This window comes from Kroppenstedtia sanguinis (assembly GCF_050433445.1).
In the GTDB taxonomy this organism is placed as follows: domain Bacteria; phylum Bacillota; class Bacilli; order Thermoactinomycetales; family DSM-45169; genus Kroppenstedtia; species Kroppenstedtia sanguinis.
In genome coordinates this window covers 131,743-150,195 of record NZ_JBNPXF010000005.1, presented here as the reverse complement: position 1 = coordinate 150,195, position 18,453 = coordinate 131,743, and the positions used below count along the sequence as shown (strand labels likewise).

The following is an 18,453-nucleotide window of genomic DNA, read 5'->3' as shown; positions in this document are numbered from 1 at the left end:
GGACGGAAAAGTCATCTCCGTCCGACCCGTCTGTCGGGATTTGATATTCGCTAGCCATCGCGGTAAGAATTTCCCCGCAATCAAATGCTCCTCTTTATCTCGTCGGTATGGAAAATTCCTTTACCCCCTTTGTCCCCTTCCCCCATCAACTCCTCTGACTTCCCCCTGTGTTCGCGATGTTCACCCTAGCTCCGGATCCCTGTAAATGATCTCCCCCGCTCTCAGAGTGATCACTGGCCACCCTTTCAACTTCCATCCTATAAAAGGAGTGTTTTTCCCTTTGGAAGCAAACTCTTGCGGGTTCACGACACGCTCTGCCGCCAGATCCACCACCGTCAGATCGGCGATCCCACCCTCTTTCAGCACACCCCAGGGGAGACCAAAGGCACGGGCCGGGAATCGGGTCATCCGCTCCACTAGTTGAGCCAGGGTCAGCTCTCCTGTCAACACCAAGTGGGTGTACAACAGGGGAAAAGCGGTCTCCAGACCTACGATCCCAAAAGGAGCTTCCCGGATCTCTTTTCTTTTCTCCTCCGCCGTATGAGGGGCATGGTCTGTGGCGATAAAATCAATGGTTCCGTCCTTCAGTCCTTGAATCAAAGCCTCCCGATCCTGGGAAGATCGGAGCGGCGGATTCATCTTGAACAGCGGATCCGGCCCTGGAATATCTTCCTCACACAATATCAGATGATGGGGGGTCACCTCGGCGGTCACCCGCTGTCCCCTAGCTTTCGCTTCCCGTACCAGCCGGAGGGAAGACTCTGCACTGATATGACAGACATGGTAATGGACTCCGGTATCTTCCGCCAACAAGAGATCCCGACCCACATGGATCGATTCTGCTTCCCCCGGAATCCCCGGCAGATCGTGGCGGCGGGCGAAATCTCCGTCGTGGACGCAGGCGCCGGGGACCAGCAAATCTTCCTCTTCACAGTGGGCTACCACCGGAAGGTCGACAAGGGCAGCACGGCGCATCGCTGCCTTCATCACCCGCGGGCTCTGCACCCCTACTCCGTCGTCGGAGACCGCCAACGCCCCTGCTTCCTTCAGCCCCGCCATATCGGTCAACTCACTTCCCGAGGAAGCTTGGGTGATTGCGGCGATAGGTAGCACACGTACCCCGCACCCCTGTCGCTCATTCATCTGAAGAATCCGACGAACTCCAGCGGGGGTATCCGTTACCGGCCGGGTATTAGGCATGCAAGCGACCGTGGTATAACCTCCCCGTGCCGCCGCTTGGGTACCGGTGGCGATCGTCTCCTTCTCCTCCCAGCCGGGCTCCCGCAAGTGAATATGCAGATCGATCAGGCCTGGAATGACCAGTTTACCAGCCAAATCCAGCACTTCATCGGCTTCTCCTAGCAGGTCTCCTCCGATTCGCTCCACTTTTCCCTCCCGCAGTCTTACATCAGCGGTATACCTGGCGCCAGTGGCAAAATCCAGTAGCTGACCGTTTTTTAAAAGCATAGTTTTCATTTTACAAACCTCCTTCGATGGCTCGTTCCAATACTGCCATCCGGATCCAGACTCCGTTTTCCACCTGATCAAAAATTTTGGACCGGGGATGCTCCACCAGTTGCCCGTCGATTTCCACTCCCCGGTTGACAGGACCGGGATGGAGGATCACCCCATGGGCAGGCATTCTCTCCAACCGCTCCGAGGTGAGGCCGAATTGTCTGTGGTAATCTGCCGGTGAAGTGAACAATTCTTCTTGGTGTCGCTCCAGCTGAATCCGCAGCAACATCACCGCATCGGCTTGCCGCAGTGCCTCATCCAAAGGCAGGTACGGGGCCTCCTGCTCCAACGCTGGATCTCGCATCGACTCTGGACCACTCAACACCGGCTGGGCGCCAAAGGCCCGCAACGCACACAGGTTGGACCGGGCCACCCGGCTGTGGCGCAAATCTCCCACAATTGCCACTAACAAACCAGATAAAGCGCCAAAGTGTTGATAGAGGGTGTACAGATCCAGCAAGGCCTGGGTAGGGTGACCGCCTTCCCCTTCCCCCGCATTCACTAGAGCTATCCCAGGGGAGCGCTTCACCATCTCCGCCAATAGCCCCCCGCCGGAGTGACGGATGACCGCCACATCCACCCCGACAGCGGACAGGGTGCGAAGAGTGTCATAGAAGGACTCCCCCTTGACTGAACTGGAGCGCCCTTCATCCAAACACAGCACCTCCATCCCCAACTTTCGCTCCGCCACTTCAAAGGAGAGACGCGTCCGCGTGCTGGGTTCAAAGAACAAGTTGGCGGCTAACCGCCCCTCATATCCTCCTCTGTGGGCGGGAGAGCGGCGAAAGATGCTCGCCCGTTCAAACAACGCCTCCATCTCCCCCCGAGTCAGTTCCGTGTCGATCAGGTGGCCAGTTTGACCGGTTTGGATTTGAATCATGTGAACCCCTCCTTTAGTAATAAAAAGCTCCTTCCTAGGGAAGGAGTCGAGGATGTAAGCAGGTCTCAGCCCGGCCGGGCAAGGCCCGACCCATCCAAACACTTCCTTCCACAGCCTCACGGGGCTGGATTTAAAGGTTGTGCTTCATATTCAGTGATCAGGCAGCGGGAGTGGTCACCTCCGGCTTTCCCTTGTCTTCCCTGGAAGGGGGCAGGATCAGGTTGAGCAGAATCCCGGTGAGGGTGGCCAGTGCCATCCCTTCTACTTCAAAATTGAGACCCGTAAATTTGAGGGCCGCCCCGCCGACACCGATGACGAGTACTACTGAGGCGATCACCAGATTTCGTTTATCATCGAAGTCCGTCCGGTTTTCCACCAGCATCCGCAGACCGGCAGAGGCGATGATCCCGAAGAGCAGAATGGAGACCCCGCCCATCACCGGTGTGGGGATGGTGGAGATCAAGGCGGACAATTTTCCGATGAAGGAGAAACTGATGGCGATGACTGCCGCCCCTCCGATGACCCAGACGCTGAAGATGCGAGTGATGGCCATGACGCCGATGTTTTCTCCGTAGGTGGTATTGGGCGGTCCACCGAACAGAGAGGCAATGGAGGTAGCCACGCCGTCTCCCATTAAGGAGCGATGCAATCCAGGATCGTGGGTCAAATCCCGACCCATAATGTCACTGGTAACCATCAAGTGACCAATGTGTTCGGCCAGCGTCACCAAGGCGACAGGGAGGATCACCAGGGCCGCTGTCCAGGAGACTTCCGGTGTCGTAAATTGAGGCAGGGCGAACCAAGGCGCTTCCCGGACTGGGGAGAGATCTACCATCCCGGCGGCCAGGGCGGTCAGATAGCCACCAACAACCCCTAACAAAACCGGAATCAGATTGAGAAAGCCCCGCAAGAACAGATTGGCGATCACTGCAATCGCCAACGTGGCCAGAGCAACGCCGAAGTGTGGCAGCGAATATACTTTCAGTGTGACGGTGCCTGCCTCTTCATCGATGCTTTCCACTTGGCCGGGAAGCGCCTGAAAATCTTTCACATCCTCCGGCAAGGCCTGGGTGATCTGATGAGTACTAGCCATGTCCACAGCGGTTCCTGCCAGAGACAAGCCGATGACAATCACCACCGAACCGATCACCACTGGCGGCAACATCTGATGCAACCAGTCCGATCCGAAACGGGTAATGATCAGGGCAACCGCCCCGTAAACTAAACCGGCTAGAAAACATCCGAAGAGCGCAGCTCCCACCCCTTCGTTCGTTGACACACTGATGATCGGAACGATGAAGGCGAAGGAGGAACCCAGGTAAGCCGGGATTTTTCCCCGTGTGATGATCAAGTAGGCGAGAGTCCCCACCCCGCTGGACAAAAGGGCGACGGCTGGTTGCAATCCTGTCAATAACGGGACCAGGATCGTCGAACCAAACATGGCGAACAGATGTTGCAGACTGAGGGCGATCCATTTCCATGCTTTCGGCTTTTCGTGTACATCGAGAACTATGTTTTTCACGCTGTTTCCTCCTTTTCCGCATTAAAAAACCTCTCCGTCTACCGACAGAGAGGTGGATCCTCGTGCGCATTCCAAAGCACACCAGGTACCGCCGCCTCTTGTCGGTCTCACGGGACCGCCTTAAAGGGCGAACATCCTTTTATTTGGTGATAATCACATGTTCTTGCTGATCATACTCCGATACTGCCACATGGACGATTTCATTTTTAGATGTGGGCACATTCTTTCCGACATAATCCGCTCGGATGGGAAGTTCCCTATGCCCTCGGTCTACCAGGACCGCCAGCTGAATCATGCGGGGGCGTCCCCGGTCGATCAAAGCATCCATAGCCGCGCGGACGGTACGCCCTGTATAGAGCACATCATCTACCAAAATGACTGTTTGACCGTGGATCTCCACCGGGAGATCGGAATCCCGGACTTCGGGTTGCCCCGTTTTTTCCGTCAAATCATCCCGATACAAGGTGATGTCCAGTTCCCCGACGGGGATCTGTTCTCCCTCAATCTGATGAATCCGTTCCGCCAGCCGCCGGGCCAAGTAGATCCCCCGAGTGCGAATCCCGACGAGAACACACTCCTCCACTCCTCTGTTCCGCTCCAAAATCTCGTGGGCAATCCGAGTCAAGGCTCGTCGGATCGCAGCTTCATCGAGAATGGTCTTTTGATACGACATCAGGCTCCCCCTTTTTTTCATAAAAAAAGCACTTCCCGCCCAGATCGGCAAGAAGCGCACACGTCTCCCCATACGTTCCCTTGCCAGCCTCTCCGGACTGAATTAAAGGTTCCTGTTCAATTGCTACCATTATGGGGGATGAGCAATTGATTGTCAATGCCAAATTATAGGGACTCCCGCCGAAATCCCGCCACCAGGGACTGCATGTCCTCTGGCATCTCCACTTCTCGACAGATTCGCTCCCCAGTTCGGGGATGATCAAATCCGAGTAGGCGTGCATGAAGGGCTTGTCCCTTGATGGGAAAAGTATGAGAACGATGGCTGTAGATCGGATCTCCCACCAGCGGATGGCCAATCGATTTCATATGGACACGAATCTGATGCGTACGTCCAGTCTCCAATCGACATCGGATCCATGTAGCTCTGGAAAATCGCTCGATCACTTCAAAATGGGTAACAGCCGCTTTTCCGTGGCTGTGTTCCACCGCCATCCGCTTGCGATCATGGGGGTCCCGACCGATAGGAGCGTCCACGGTCCCGCGGTCATGGGGAATATTCCCTTGAACCAAAGCCGTATATTCCCGATCCACCGTATGATTCTTCAATTGGGTGACCAAAGAACGATGAGCCGCATCATTTTTGGCAACCATGATCAACCCGGAGGTATCCTTGTCAATACGGTGTACAATCCCTGGCCGCAATTCTCCGCCGATCCTGGACAGGTGGTCACAATGGGCCAACAAGGCATTGACCAGGGTGCCTGAGGGGTTTCCTGGAGCAGGATGGACCACCATGCCCCGAGGCTTGTTCACCACCATCACATCCCCGTCCTCAAAAACCACCTCCAGCGGAAGCGCTTCCGGTTTCACTTCTGGCTCTTCTGGCGGCGGGACGGTTACCTCCACCTGCTCACCACTCTGTAAGCGATAGTTGCTTTTTACCAACCGGCCCTCCACTCGGACCCGATGTTCCCGAATCCATGATTGGACGACCATGCGGGACCAATCCGCTTCTTTTCCCGCCAGAAATTTATCTACCCGTTCGCCGCGATCGGACTCCTCCACTTGCCAGGAATGAATCTCTCCTTCGGCAGTCATCAGAGATCCTCCGCACCTTTCGCGAGGGGCTCCTCTTTTTCCTCGGGTTGCCGCAGAGTATAGAGGAGCATGATGCCGACACCTACTACAATGGAGGAATCCGCCACATTAAAGATCGGGTAATGAATCCATCGGAAGTCAAGGAAGTCCACCACTTCACCCCACCGGATTCGATCCAGCAGATTTCCCAAAGCCCCTCCAAGAATCAGGGCAAGGGACCAGGACAGAAGGGGCTGACTCTTTTTCAACCGGACGAGATAAACCAAAATCCCCACCACGACCAACACAGTAACCAAGATAAACAGCCACTGTTGATTCTCCAGAATCCCGAAAGCTGCCCCGCGATTCCGATGAGAGGTGATATGAAAGACATCTTCCCACAAGGGGATGGTCTGATAAAGGTCCATTTTGTGAACAACCAGCCATTTTGTCCATTGATCCAAGGCCAGAATGACAAATGCAACAAGAATGTATCTGAATATGGTTGGCTCCCCCTTCACCGACATCCGGATACCGTCTTCTTCCAAGACCACATTGTAGCACAGTCCTCAGGGGCACACAACTGAAGGGATTGGAAGCACTGGAAGGGTAGTAATATTGCGCTTTAGGAGTTCGGTGGGATGGGGTTCATATTTCGCTTCTGTTGTGCTGAGTGAACCCACCCTCCCTGCATAGACCGGAAACGGAGTGACCCAAGCGAGACTTGTGCTGGTGAGTGCGTAGCGAGACCGAGAAGCCAAGCGATCTTGGGCACTACTTATATCCTCAGGGTATGACGACTTTTTCACAACGTTTCTGGCAAATGATAGAAAGATCTTGGTTCTTCCCATAGGTCATCTAAGCACGCTTCTTTGCCATGTTTATTAAAAATGCCGTGATAAAAATAACCATACCTATATAGATAATAATGTAACTGGATTTAATATAGTCGTAACCTAGACCGATCCATATAAGTAAGCCGACTCCCAGGAGTAGATAAGACCATAAAAGCGACCCTAACATCACCTTTTGTGAAACTGCGTCTGTTCTTTCATCCCGATCGGGCACACCATTTTTTTGCAATTTTCTCTTCCTGATCACTGATATAATGAAAACCGCTAAGACTCCAATCAATACAGGAGGAAAAATGTCTAAACGATTTTCCATAACATATACAACTAAAGCACCCGCCAAGAAAGAAACAAAGAAATAAAGATCCCTTTTACTCAATTGATTCCCTCCCATCTGGATCTAACCAGAAAATATTTTCGACTGTCATATCAACGTATACTGCGATTTTGCAAGCCCGTTCGAGGCTTGGATTATAACGTTTTTTTCAATAGAAATAACAGTCTGCCGGGTTATTTGTAAGTCCTTTGCCATCTGCAATGGTGTGATCTTTTTTTACTCCCAACTTTCCTCGACCCGATTATTTACCAAATGAATGGCCCCTGCTCACACCTCGACGTAAGGCAACCTTTACACCAGGATATAGCAAGGTATCATTTTTATAAAGATTTAATGTAAGAGAAGCTCTTCGCATTATCCAGGGCTGTTAATTAACCATAAAGTGGATGGTGGGACCAAAACGACTCTTTCGCTCTTCCCATTTTTGCCCCCATCAAAAAATATCGTTTGAGAGGACGAGGATGGTGGGACGGATCCGATCTCTTGCAAAAAACGCAAAGGCTCTTCACCGTTCCACCATCCCGACCTGGTTTCCTACCTAAAATAGGGCTAATCAACACGCCTGGTCCTGTATATAAATACTCACTTTCAGGCGTGTTGATTAGCCATATTTTGGGTGGGGAGATCGTGCCCACGCGACCGTTGCCATCCGGCAAGGAAGTGAAAACTGGCCGCTCCAAATCTGACCATCGGGCAGGGGCAAAGCCTTACGGAAGCAACACAGGGAAGAATGTTGCCCCTAAACGCCCTCCCTCCAGATTCTCCACTGGGTAGGATGGCAACCCTTAATCTAGAGCTTCAGCTCCTTTGGATTGTAGTGCCTGTGGCACAAAGGTCGCTTTGCACCCATAGGGCACAAGTCTCGCCAGGGTCGCTTCCGCTCCCAGGTCTCGCTTTGGCAGCACACGACTCCCTTCCACAACCCATTTTCCGGTTAATCAACAGCCCTGACTCACTTTATCTCTCAAGGATCTCACCGCTATTGGATTGAATTTCGCCTTTTGCTTCCTCGAAGTTACTAGAGTTATAAATGAACTCTTTCACTTGTTTACGCTCTTCCGGGGTGCCCTTGGGAAGATCCACTTCCTCTTCGCTACATGCTGGACAGCTTACCTGTTGCAATTTTTCTTGCTTCGTCTGAGCAAGTACGTTTGAAACGACCACCTACAATACCATTATGGAGTGCCGTTGAACTGTAGGTTATTTATTATTAAGACCCATGGTATTACCTTGGCGTTCGTATATGGAGTTATAATTCTATTTCTCCCATATTAAAAGAAAAGAGCCAGGTTCATACCTGGCTCAACTTACATACGACATCAATGGATTTTTCACAGATTCCAGTCGCTATAGTAGGCATGCTCTTTTCCCTTGGGTTCCTCTTTATTATTAAACCAGCGGAACCTATCCAACTACCCATGGTTGAGTGCCGTTTGAGTCTAGTGCCCCTTCAGGCAACTTTGATCTTGTTTTTCAGCAAGGCGGAGGCAGGATGGTGGGGCGGCTCCGATCTCTTGCAAAAGAGAACGCAAAGGCGAATCAAATCCCACCATCCTTACCTTTCTGTGATTTTCCACACAATGTTCTCTGAGGGGCACTAGGAAGACCGTTGATCCTCCTCTTCTTCTTTGCGCCGGGTGGCGTCATTGCGAGTAATCTCCGCCGGGTTGTCCACCGGGCGTCCGTCCATCCCCGCCAGGGCGATCTCCTCCACATCCTCTACATAGCCTCTTCGCTCATCGTGGTCGATGTTCAGTTCATTATAATTGCGCCCTTCCCGGAAAAAATCCGGCGGGTTGGAAGTTCCATACTGGGCCACCTCTTGCCAAGTATCTTCAGCATCGTAGAAATTGGCATCCGTCTGATCGTGAAAATGATCCCCATAGGGCGGGGCAATGATCTTTTCCTCTGCAGGGCGTCGACGGGATAGATGCGGATCCGGTTTATGCTCCTTGCAATAGAGGGTCTCGGGGATCGCCTCCAGACGGTCAAAGGGAATCTCCTCTCCACAGACGGCACAAGTGCCGTATTGACCCGATTCCATGCGGAGCAGAGCTTGCTGTATCTCTTCCAGATGCTCTTCATCCTGCTCATTGAGGGCGACATCTTTCCCTCGTTCAAAGAGCTCCGTTCCGAGATCCGCCGGGTGGTTGTCATAGCCTGCCAGCTCCCCGACAGAGTCGTTCATTCCCTCTTCCAACCCGTAATGATCGTTTTGTTGCTTCTTTTCGGTTAAACGGGCCTTCTCCTGCTGCAGTTGCTGTTTCAGTTGTGCCAGTTGTTGATCTGTCACCTGGAATCCCCCTGTTCACTCAATACTTTCTTCCATCCAGCTCCAATTCCGCTTGAACAATCCGGACAATCTCCGCAATAAAATCTCCCACCACAGGTAGATTTAACGCTCCTAGCTTTTGTAAAAAATATACGATCATTGCCGTAAAGAGGGTGACCCCAATGGCGATCCCCACCCCCCGGGCAATCCCGGTCAAGATATTGATCAAGATCAGACGCCCAGGGGAGTTCAACAGTTGAACATAGTCTGCAATTTCCCCCACCTCCATCCTGCGTCCGATCTCCGTCAGCCGTTGCTCCACACGTTGTAGCCCTTCCCGGGTCTCCTTAGGTTCTTGTTCGCTCATCAATGGTCCCCCCGCTGTCACTCCTCTTTTCAATGTGCCCCGGCTACAGCTTTTTCTTTCGAAGATGTCCGGATCCGCTCCGATCCCGCAAGAAAATGAAGACGGGGCTCTTAAGAATCTGACCCTCGGGCAGGGGAAAAGCCGGGAGATCAGTAACCCCCTTGCTATGAGGATCGCTTTCGGGTTTACTCTTGCTTATACACGCACTGGAAACAGCTGATGGGACGGCACCTTCCGAAGACGGTTCAATCCCAATCGATAGGCTGATCAGAGAGGTTTGCCTCCGCCAGAGCCACCATTCTCTTGGTCATCTCCCCACCGATCGACCCATTGGCCTGGGCGGTCGCTTCCGGACCGGGAATCACTCCAAGTTCGCTGGCGATTCGCTCTTTCCATGCGGCCCACCAAACTTCAGCATCTGCTGTTTCATGATTCAAAAAATCTACTCCCGGTCGCTTTCTTCTCGATTGAGACGGCAATCGGTATCCCTCCTTCGTTCTTCTTCTCTTCAAAGACAGGATTTGCTCCTGAACGCCTTTTTATGCCAATTGGGCAGAGTATAACGCCTCATTCCTCACTACGGTTCAAAATCCCCGCAGCATTTCAATCCTCCTATAGGATTAGAATAAAAAAGGTACTCCCGAATTCCAAAAATTTTCGGGAATACCTTTCTGCGTCTCAAAGGATTAACGGATGGCCGTTTTCAGGGGATCCTGACAGGGGAGTCCCTTTCCAAAAAGAGAACCCCATGAATTTTCTTAAAAACATGCGCATGTTCATAGCTGAATGACTTGATAGTCGGTTATAGAACCAATCGGTCATTTTTTGGTGTTGCACTCTTCCCCAAACAATAATAAGGTAAATTTGTGTTTGTAAAATTCGCAATGTCGGAGGTTTTTTTTGCGATGGCTAAATATGCAATCGTTAATCAAGAAACATGCATTGGCTGTGGAAATTGTGAAGAATCCGCCCCAGATATTTTCGATTTGGATGAAGAGGGTTTGGCATTTGTGAAATTGGATCAGAATCAAGGAACTGTCCCGGTACCTGAAGAGCAAATGGATCGCCTGCTGGAAGCCATCGAAGACTGCCCCACAGACTCGATCCGGATCGCTGATCAGCCTTTTACCAAGGGTTAAGATTACTGCAAACCGCTACTCGGCATAGAACGAACATGGGATACATTACGGACATTTTAGAAAGGGGCTTACCGCTATGAGCGAAGAAGTCATTTTATTGAAGGAAATAAAAAGTTTCCAATCCAGATCCGAAGAGTTTTTCCCGATGGAGTGGTACAAGGAAATGCTCCATCATTCTCCGGTTTATTACCATGAAAAGACGAATACTTGGCATGTCTTTAAGTATAAAGATGTTCAACAAGTTATGAGCAACTACGAATTCTTTTCAAGTGAAGGCCCCAAAACGACCATTTCAGTGGGAGCGAACAGCAAGGAAGGAACTCCCCCTGATATTTTAAAATTAACCAATATGGATCCCCCACAACATCGAAAGAGCCGATCTTTGTTAGCGGCTGCTTTTACGCCCCGCAGTTTACGAAGTTGGGAACCTCGCATTCAACGGATTATCACTGAACTGGTGGATGATATCCCCCCCGACTCCACTGTAGATCTCGTACAGAAATTCACAGCTGCTGTCCCCAGCTTGGTGATCGCAGAATTATTTGGCGTCCCTCTGAAAGACCGACATCAATTTAAAGATTGGGTGGATGTCATCTTCCAACCCTACAGCAAAGAAAATCAGGAGGAGATGGAGCGCAAGAAACAAGCGGCTGCCAAAGAATATTATCAATATCTTTATCCTGTCGTGGTTGAGAAACGAGCCCATCCAGAGGATGATATCCTCTCCGACTTGATTCAAGTGGAAGTAGATGGTGTGAGATTTACCGATGACGAAGTCATTCGAATCTCCATGCTACTCCTAGGCGCAGGGGTGGAAACCACCAGTCATGCACTGGGAAACACTTTTTATTCATTTCTTTACGATGATCCATCCCTGTATCAAGAACTTCGAAATGATTTGGAATTGGTTCCAAAAGCGGTGGAAGAAATGCTTCGCTACCGTTTTCATATTGGAAAGAGAGATCGTACAGTTAAACAGGACAATCAATTGTTGGGCCCTGAGCTGAAAAAGGGGGACGTCGTCGTGGCCTGGATGAGCGCGGCCAATATGGATGAAGAGGTGTTTGAAGACCCCTTCTCCATCAATATTCACCGGCCAAACAATAAAAAACATTTGGCATTCGGCAAAGGCCCGCACTTCTGTTTGGGTGCCCCCCTCGCACGTTTGGAGATGACGACGGCATTAAGGACCTTTTTACAACACTTCTCCCGCATCGAACCGGTGGAATCCTTCGACTTGGAGCAAAATCTAACCGCTTCTGCTCCTGGACAATCCCTCACCCATCTGCCTATGAATGTGTACAAATAAGGGTACCCACAAGCACATCACTGGGAGCTACAGCCTCAATGCACGGAGCTTGCCCCTGCCCCTAGTTTTAACACAAGAAAAAGCCGACTGTGTTCACAGCAGCCCTCTCAATGTGTCCCCTCGGAAGTCAAGGAAAACTTTTTTCTTGCTCCCAGGGGGATTTTTATAGAGATCTGGATCCAGGTCCCTGTTGATTAACCAGAAAATGGGCGGCGGAAGGGAGTCGTGTGCTGCCAAAGCGACCTTTGCGCCACAGGCACTACAATTTGAAGTTAAGGATGCGCCACAGGCACTACAATCTCGATGGGCTGAAGCCCTGGAATAAAGGTAGCCATCCTACCCAGCGGAGAATCTGGAGGGAGGGCGTTTAGGGGCAACCTCTTCCCTGTGTTGCTTCCGTAAGGCTTTGCCCCTGCCCGATGGTCAGATTTGGAGCGGCCAGTTTTCACTTCCTTGCCGGATGGCAACGGTCGCGTGGGTGAACACGATCTCCCCACCTAAAATATGGCTAATCAACACGCCTGATCTGGATCCTATTTTTCAGCTCGAGCAGGGGAGAGCCTTCCTCTCGGATCCAGAATAAAAGCAAATCGACTCCAGTCAACGGTGATTTTCATACCCGATACACTGAGGGATCCGAAGCTGAATCGTGAACTCCCACTAAAGTTCATATAGAATGACTTGAACTCGCCGAAGGAACCCAGCCCGCCATTCTCAAAGCCCCTTCCCTCCACTATTCAGACTCGAATTTACTTGGCTTGTGTTTTCATTGATCTGAAGACTGTCGGCAAGCTGCTTTCTCATCTCCTGCAACGAATGGATTGGTTCCAGTTGATGAAGCATTCCCTTGAGAAGAACGGTTCTCGGTTTCATGGTCATCAGTTCTTGTTCTATGATCGCCAGGGATTGAAGGGCTTCTTCTTTTTGTATTTCAGGAAGCGACTCAGCCTTTAATTGATTTTTCATCTGCTTGATCAAATCCAGAGGATGTACCTTCTCTTTATCGACTTCTGCCAAATATAAAGACCATAAATGTCCGTTGATCAACGGTTTCACATCACTCGCCAAAATCCCTTGGACCATAAAGTCCATTTGCATCAGTAAAAACGGAACGACTTTTTTTATATGGAGTGGGACATGATGCAAAATGATCAGTTCCATGTACTGTTTGATGATTCCCAACAACAGAAAGGCCACATCTGCGGCATGGGATTTCATTTTATCTCCATAAATTCGGATCACATACTGTTCAAACCATTTCATTTGTGCGATATTCTGCCGATGGAGATAGCGATAAATATTGGGGTCCTCCAGATCACTAATTTCCTGCACTTGCATCTTGTAGAACTCTTGATTTTCAATATAATGACTTAATTTGATTTCAATCTCCTTCATGAATTTCTCCTTTACAGACAGAGAATCATCTTCCTCGATCTGCAAAATCTGTTCTTCAATAGAATGGAAGTAGTATTGGAATATATTTAAGAGTAAGTCCTCCTTGGATTTAAAGTATACATACAGACTCCCTTTTGAAATGCCACAACTATCGGCAATTTCCTGCATCGATGTCCGATGATAGTGTTTGGATGAGAACAGCCTCATCGCAGTAATTAAAATGTGTCTTTTTTTATAAAAAGCTTCCTTTCTCATCAGATCACCACCTTTTATGCTGGGTCGTATCATCATATGATAACATAGCTTGATAAAAAGGATTTTTTCGATTCCAGTTTCAACCTTTCCATACCTCTTTAAAAGCAAAAAATTGTCGTTTACTGACCACCGTGCTATAATGAATAGTGAGTGCGTACTCGATCGTAGCAGGTTCATTCAGTTACCATGGGGAGAGATCGGTGTGAGCGGCGCTTTCGGAACACGCCCAAGTACATATCTGGTACCGTACCGATGTAAAAAGAACCAAGAGCCTGTTGTGACCGGAAAGTTTCACCCTCTCGCTTGTAAGCGTTCCCACCCTCGCTTTACCTAAGAGATCGGATCCGTCTCCCTCCTGCCCTTGCCGGATTGAAAAGACATCGTCCTTCTTTGAAGTATCAACCACATTTCAAAGACCAAACTAAACGCAGTAACCTCTAAGGCGTTTCCTCCCGTGCTCAAAATTTTCCTGGGATGATATTGACACGGGAGTCGATTGAATCCAGTTCATTTTTGCATTTAAGGAGGCACTTTGTATGAAACTTCAAGATCGAGTGGCAGTCGTGACAGGAGCCGCATCTGGTATGGGAAAAGCCATTGCAAAATTGTATGCCCAAGAAGGAGCCAAGGTGGTTGTAGCCGACCTCAATGTGGAGGGGGCTAAAACCGTTGTCAATGAAATCGAGAGTCAGGGTGGGACCGCTACAGCGGTAAAAGTAAATGTGGCCGAGTTGAAAGATATCGAAAATATGATTGATACCGCTGTAAAAGAATACGGAACCCTGGATATCCTCGTAAATAACGCCGGAATCATGGATAGCATGGAGCCGGTGGGCGAGATCACTGATGAAAAGTGGGATCTCCTCTTCGACATCAATACCAAAGGAGTCATGCGAGCGACACGCAAAGCATTGCCCATCTTTTTGGAGAAACAACGAGGGGTCATCATCAATACCGCTTCCACCGGAGGCTTAAACGGAGCACATGCTGGCGTGGCCTATACTGCATCCAAGCATGCGGTCATCGGGATCACAAAAAACACCGGCTTTATGTATGCGCAAAAGGGCATTCGTTGCAACGCGATTGCCCCCGGAGGAGTGGAAACCAACATTGGTTCCACCATGAAAAACATCAATGAATTCGGTGTCAGTCGCACCAAACTGGCCCAGTCCGTCATGCCGCGGGGCGGAAAACCGGAGGATATCGCACAGGTGGCCCTCTTTTTAGCCTCTGATGACGCCAGCTTTGTTAACGGTGCAGTGATCATAGCGGATGCCGGTTGGACCGCCGCTTTTTAAGAGCCAAAAACTGTGGATCAACCCAGGGGTGCTGATTAACAAGGAAATGGGAGGAGGAAACAAAATTGACCTTTCGCTCTTCCCATTGTCCCATCGTAAAATATAGCTTGAGGGGACGGGGATGATGGGACGGCTACGATCTCTTGCAAAGAGCGCAAAGGCTCTTCACCGTCCCACCATCCCGACCTGATTTCCTGCCTAAATATAGCTAATCAACACGCCTGGGATCAACCATTAAAAAAACCGCCGATCTCATCGAATCGGCGGTTTTTATGTTCTTTTACTCAGACACATGCTTCTCCACAATTTCGGCACAGCGATGGCAAAGGTCGGGATGTTGTTCATTTCGCCCCACCGTGGGGGTGATCATCCAGCAACGTTGGCATTTTTCTCCCTCTGCTGGTTTCACCTGCACCTGCAAGCCATCCCCTCCCTCAACTGGCTCCAAGAGCTGAACCTCGGAAACGATGAACAACTCTTTCAAATCCACCCCGCTGTTTAACAAGTGAAAGTTTTTCTCAGAGGGAACCAGCTCCAGTCGCGCCCCGAGAGAGTTGCCGATCACCTTCTCATTTCTCGCCTCTTCCAAAGCCTTCAGCACCACATCCCGCAACTCCACGAGCGCATCCCACTTGCTTTCCAAGTGGGTGTCCAACAGATCCCTTTCCACCTGCGGAAAATCGGTCAACAGAACACTCTCCGCCTGGACTCCGGGAATAAACTTCCACACTTCCTCTGTGGTATGGGGAAGAATGGGATGCACCATCCGCACCAGCCCCAACAAAATTTCATACATCACCGTTTGGGAGGAGCGCCGCTTTTCATCCCCTGACGGGAGAATGTAAAGCCGGTCTTTTAATACATCCAGGTAGAACTGGCTGAGAAAGACAGTGCAGAAGTGGTGGATATGTGTATAGACAGAATGGAACTCATAATTTTCATAGCCTGTAACGACCTGTTCCACCAGCCGTTGCAACCTAATCCAGGCATAACGGTCCAATTCATCCAGGCGTTGAGGGTTCACCCGATCGGTTGCCGGATTGAAATCGGACAAGTTGCCAAGGAGAAAACGGAAGGTGTTTCTAATTTTACGGTACACCTCAGAAGTTTGTTTCAAGATCTTTTCCGAAACCCGGACGTCCCCCTGATAATCGACAGAGGCTACCCAGAGACGGAGGATATCGGCACCGTAGGTCTTCATCACCTGTAGAGGGTCCACTGTATTGCCCAGGGATTTGGACATCTTACGCCCTTCCCCATCCAACGTAAATCCATGGGAGAGGACTTGCCGATACGGAGCTGTCCCCCGGGTAGCGACCGCGGTAGACAGAGAGGAGTTAAACCAACCCCGGTATTGATCCGATCCCTCCAGGTAGAGATCTGCCGGCCACTGAGCCTCCTCCCTCTGCTCCAGTACAGCGGCATGACTGCTACCGGAGTCAAACCAAACATCCATCGTATCCGTCTCTTTGCGGAATTGATCCTGTCCACATTCTGAACAGACCGCCCCTGCTGGGAGCAGCTCCTTCACATCCTTGGCATACCAAGCATTGGAACCTTCCTCAGCAAAAATGTTGGCTATGTGATCGATGGAGGCATCAGTGACATAAGGATGGTTGCAAGAACGACAGTAAAAGATCGGAAGCGGCACTCCCCACACCCGTTGCCGGGAGATACACCAGTCGCCTCGATCTCTTACCATATTGGCCAGTCGAACTTCTCCCCAAGCAGGGGTCCATTTGACATTCTGGATCTCTTCCAACAACTGATCACGGAAACCATCAATCGAGACAAACCACTGTTCCGTCGCCCGGAAAATAACCGGCTTCTTCGTCCGCCAGTCATGGGGATATTGGTGGGTGATAAAGGAGAGCTTCAACAAATCTCCTTGTTGATCCAGTTTTTCCGTGACCACTTTGTTGGCTTCATCATAAAACATTCCCTCAAAACCAGGCGCTTCTGCGGTAAAGCGCCCTTTTTCATCTACGGGACACAAGACGCCCAGATCATATTTCTTTCCCAACTCAAAGTCTTCCGCCCCGTGACCTGGCGCCGTGTGCACACACCCTGTTCCAGCATCCAAGGTCACGTGATCGCCACAGACGAGCGGGCTTTCCCGATCATAAAAGGGATGTCGGCAAAGGACTCCCTCCAATTCCGCCCCCTTAAAAGTCGCGACGGTCTGATAAGATGTAATCCCTACGGTCTTCATCACATCATCCACTAATTCCTCGGCTAACAGAAGATGTCGCTCCCCTGTTTTCACCAAGGCATAGGTGAAATCGGCATGGACAGCGATTCCGAGATTGGCAGGGATCGTCCAAGGCGTGGTCGTCCAGATCACCACCGAAGTGTTTTCCACTGGAAAAAGTCCGCGACTCTCTTGGACCGGAAAGGTGACATAGATGGAAGGTGAGCGCTTCTCTTTATACTCCACTTCTGCATCTGCTAGAGCAGACTCCGAAGAGGGGGACCAGAAAATGGAGCGATATCCCTGATACACATAACCCTTTTTCACCATTTCGCCAAAAATGCGAATCTGCTTCGCCTCGTATTGGGGCGCCAATGTCACATAGGGATGCTCCCAGTCCCCGAGAACACCTAATCGTTTAAACTGGTCTTTCTGCCGATTTACAAAGGAGAGTGCATACTCTCTGCACGCTTCTCTCAACTGGACAGGGTCCAGATCCCGGCGGTTCAGTTTTTTCTTTGTGATTACCGCGTGTTCAATCGGCATCCCATGTGTATCGTATCCGGGGATATAAGGGGTATCAAATCCTTGTAAAGATTTAAAGCGGATGATCATATCCTTCAACACGCGATTCATGGCGTGCCCGATATGGATGTTTCCGTTGGAATAGATCGGCCCGTCATGTAAAACAAATTTCGGCTTTCCCTTGCGATTTTCTAACACTTGATGGTAAATGTTTTTTTCATCCCACTCGGCTTGCATCTCCGGCTCCCGGTTGGGCAGATTGCCCCGCATCGGAAACTGAGTCCGTGGAAGGTTCAATGTCTTTTTATAATCCATTTCCCTCACTCCTTCCAAAATAAAAAAACTCCTCAATCCCGGAAAGGGACGAGAAGTTACCCGCGGTACCACCCTAATAAGCCCTTCGCTCAGAACGGAAGGACCCGCTTGATGATCCGTAACGGGGATCGGGCGGCCTCCCCTACTCCTGTTTCAGGGGGCAGCTCCCGGGTGATCTTCGACAGAGGCATCGTGTTAGGCTTTCACCCTCCCTAACTCGCTGAACCGAAACCCTGCTGTCTACTCTCCCGTTCTTCGCCTGTACAGCGAAACCCCGTGTCACTTACACAGGGTCTGCCATGGTTTTCAGGGACAGGGTGCTCCCGCCCCAACCCGTTTTCAACGCACTTCAGTTCGGTAAAACTGAGCCTCAAATTCGGTACATAATACCAAATTAACCCAGTCATGTCAAGGCGAAAAATCAAAACATCGCTTTGCGCTTCATTTTACGGGATGTACGACGCAAATCGTGATGAGGCTCCTCTTCTTCTCCCATATATACCCTCTGATCGTAGGAAGGGTTTGTATCTTCT

At 50.5% G+C, this 18,453-nt stretch carries 15 protein-coding genes and 1 other annotated feature; of the genes, 3 read left to right on the top strand and 12 right to left on the bottom strand.

Annotated features, from left to right (window positions below; translation table 11 throughout):
- Nucleotides 1-180 precede the first annotated feature (180 nt).
- The 10 genes from JOD24_RS04970 to JOD24_RS04925 form a co-directional block, all read right to left on the bottom strand.
- Nucleotides 181-1,476, bottom strand: a complete 1,296-nt coding sequence (locus JOD24_RS04970) for a dihydroorotase (protein WP_429246437.1) — start codon at nt 1,474-1,476, stop codon at nt 181-183.
- A gap of 1 nt (nt 1,477) precedes the next feature.
- Nucleotides 1,478-2,395 (bottom strand): aspartate carbamoyltransferase catalytic subunit, encoded by a 918-nt coding sequence (locus tag JOD24_RS04965; protein ID WP_380163994.1) that lies wholly within the window; start codon nt 2,393-2,395, stop codon nt 1,478-1,480.
- A gap of 157 nt (nt 2,396-2,552) precedes the next feature.
- Nucleotides 2,553-3,917, bottom strand: a complete 1,365-nt coding sequence (gene uraA / locus JOD24_RS04960; RefSeq protein ID WP_380163996.1) for a uracil permease — start codon at nt 3,915-3,917, stop codon at nt 2,553-2,555.
- 139 nt (nt 3,918-4,056) lie between these two features.
- Nucleotides 4,057-4,590 (bottom strand): bifunctional pyr operon transcriptional regulator/uracil phosphoribosyltransferase PyrR, encoded by a 534-nt coding sequence (gene pyrR, locus JOD24_RS04955; RefSeq protein WP_380163998.1) that lies wholly within the window; start codon nt 4,588-4,590, stop codon nt 4,057-4,059.
- 164 nt (nt 4,591-4,754) lie between these two features.
- Nucleotides 4,755-5,687, bottom strand: coding sequence for an RluA family pseudouridine synthase (locus JOD24_RS04950; protein WP_380164000.1), 933 nt, complete (start codon nt 5,685-5,687; stop codon nt 4,755-4,757).
- Nucleotides 5,687-6,193, bottom strand: coding sequence for a signal peptidase II (lspA, locus tag JOD24_RS04945; protein WP_380164235.1), 507 nt, complete (start codon nt 6,191-6,193; stop codon nt 5,687-5,689). Before lspA ends, JOD24_RS04950 begins: the two co-directional genes overlap by 1 nt.
- A 331-nt stretch (nt 6,194-6,524) precedes the next feature.
- The gene (locus JOD24_RS04940) at nt 6,525-6,896 is read right to left on the bottom strand and encodes a hypothetical protein (protein ID WP_380164002.1); all 372 of its coding nucleotides are present in this window, start codon (nt 6,894-6,896) and stop codon (nt 6,525-6,527) included.
- 1,555 nt (nt 6,897-8,451) lie between these two features.
- Nucleotides 8,452-9,147 carry a TraR/DksA C4-type zinc finger protein gene (locus JOD24_RS04935; RefSeq protein WP_380164004.1) on the bottom strand — a complete coding sequence of 232 codons (696 nt, stop codon included), beginning with the start codon at nt 9,145-9,147 and terminating at the stop codon, nt 8,452-8,454.
- A 19-nt stretch (nt 9,148-9,166) separates the two neighbouring features.
- Nucleotides 9,167-9,493 (bottom strand): DUF5665 domain-containing protein, encoded by a 327-nt coding sequence (locus tag JOD24_RS04930; protein ID WP_380164006.1) that lies wholly within the window; start codon nt 9,491-9,493, stop codon nt 9,167-9,169.
- Between the two features lie 245 nt (nt 9,494-9,738).
- On the bottom strand, nt 9,739-9,930 hold the full coding sequence (locus JOD24_RS04925) for an alpha/beta-type small acid-soluble spore protein (protein WP_380164008.1): 192 nt from the start codon (nt 9,928-9,930) through the stop codon (nt 9,739-9,741).
- Nucleotides 9,931-10,398: 468 nt separating this feature from the next.
- On the opposite strand from JOD24_RS04925, the gene JOD24_RS04920 reads away from it, so the two are divergent.
- Both JOD24_RS04920 and JOD24_RS04915 read left to right on the top strand, forming a co-directional pair.
- Nucleotides 10,399-10,632 (top strand): ferredoxin, encoded by a 234-nt coding sequence (locus JOD24_RS04920; RefSeq protein WP_380164010.1) that lies wholly within the window; start codon nt 10,399-10,401, stop codon nt 10,630-10,632.
- A gap of 76 nt (nt 10,633-10,708) precedes the next feature.
- Nucleotides 10,709-11,941, top strand: coding sequence for a cytochrome P450 (locus tag JOD24_RS04915; RefSeq protein WP_380164012.1), 1,233 nt, complete (start codon nt 10,709-10,711; stop codon nt 11,939-11,941).
- Nucleotides 11,942-12,655: 714 nt separating this feature from the next.
- On the opposite strand, the gene JOD24_RS04910 is transcribed toward JOD24_RS04915, so the two are convergent.
- Complete coding sequence (locus JOD24_RS04910; protein WP_429246436.1) at nt 12,656-13,591, bottom strand: TetR/AcrR family transcriptional regulator; 936 nt, start codon at nt 13,589-13,591, stop codon at nt 12,656-12,658.
- A 536-nt stretch (nt 13,592-14,127) separates the two neighbouring features.
- On the opposite strand from JOD24_RS04910, the gene JOD24_RS04905 reads away from it, so the two are divergent.
- Nucleotides 14,128-14,889, top strand: coding sequence for an SDR family oxidoreductase (locus JOD24_RS04905; protein WP_429246435.1), 762 nt, complete (start codon nt 14,128-14,130; stop codon nt 14,887-14,889).
- Between the two features lie 280 nt (nt 14,890-15,169).
- On the opposite strand, the gene ileS is transcribed toward JOD24_RS04905, so the two are convergent.
- Entirely contained in the window at nt 15,170-17,920 is a 2,751-nt protein-coding gene (ileS, locus tag JOD24_RS04900; protein ID WP_429246434.1) for an isoleucine--tRNA ligase, read from the bottom strand.
- 41 nt (nt 17,921-17,961) lie between these two features.
- Nucleotides 17,962-18,185 (bottom strand) — a binding site (T-box leader).
- Between the last annotated feature and the right edge of the window lie 268 nt (nt 18,186-18,453).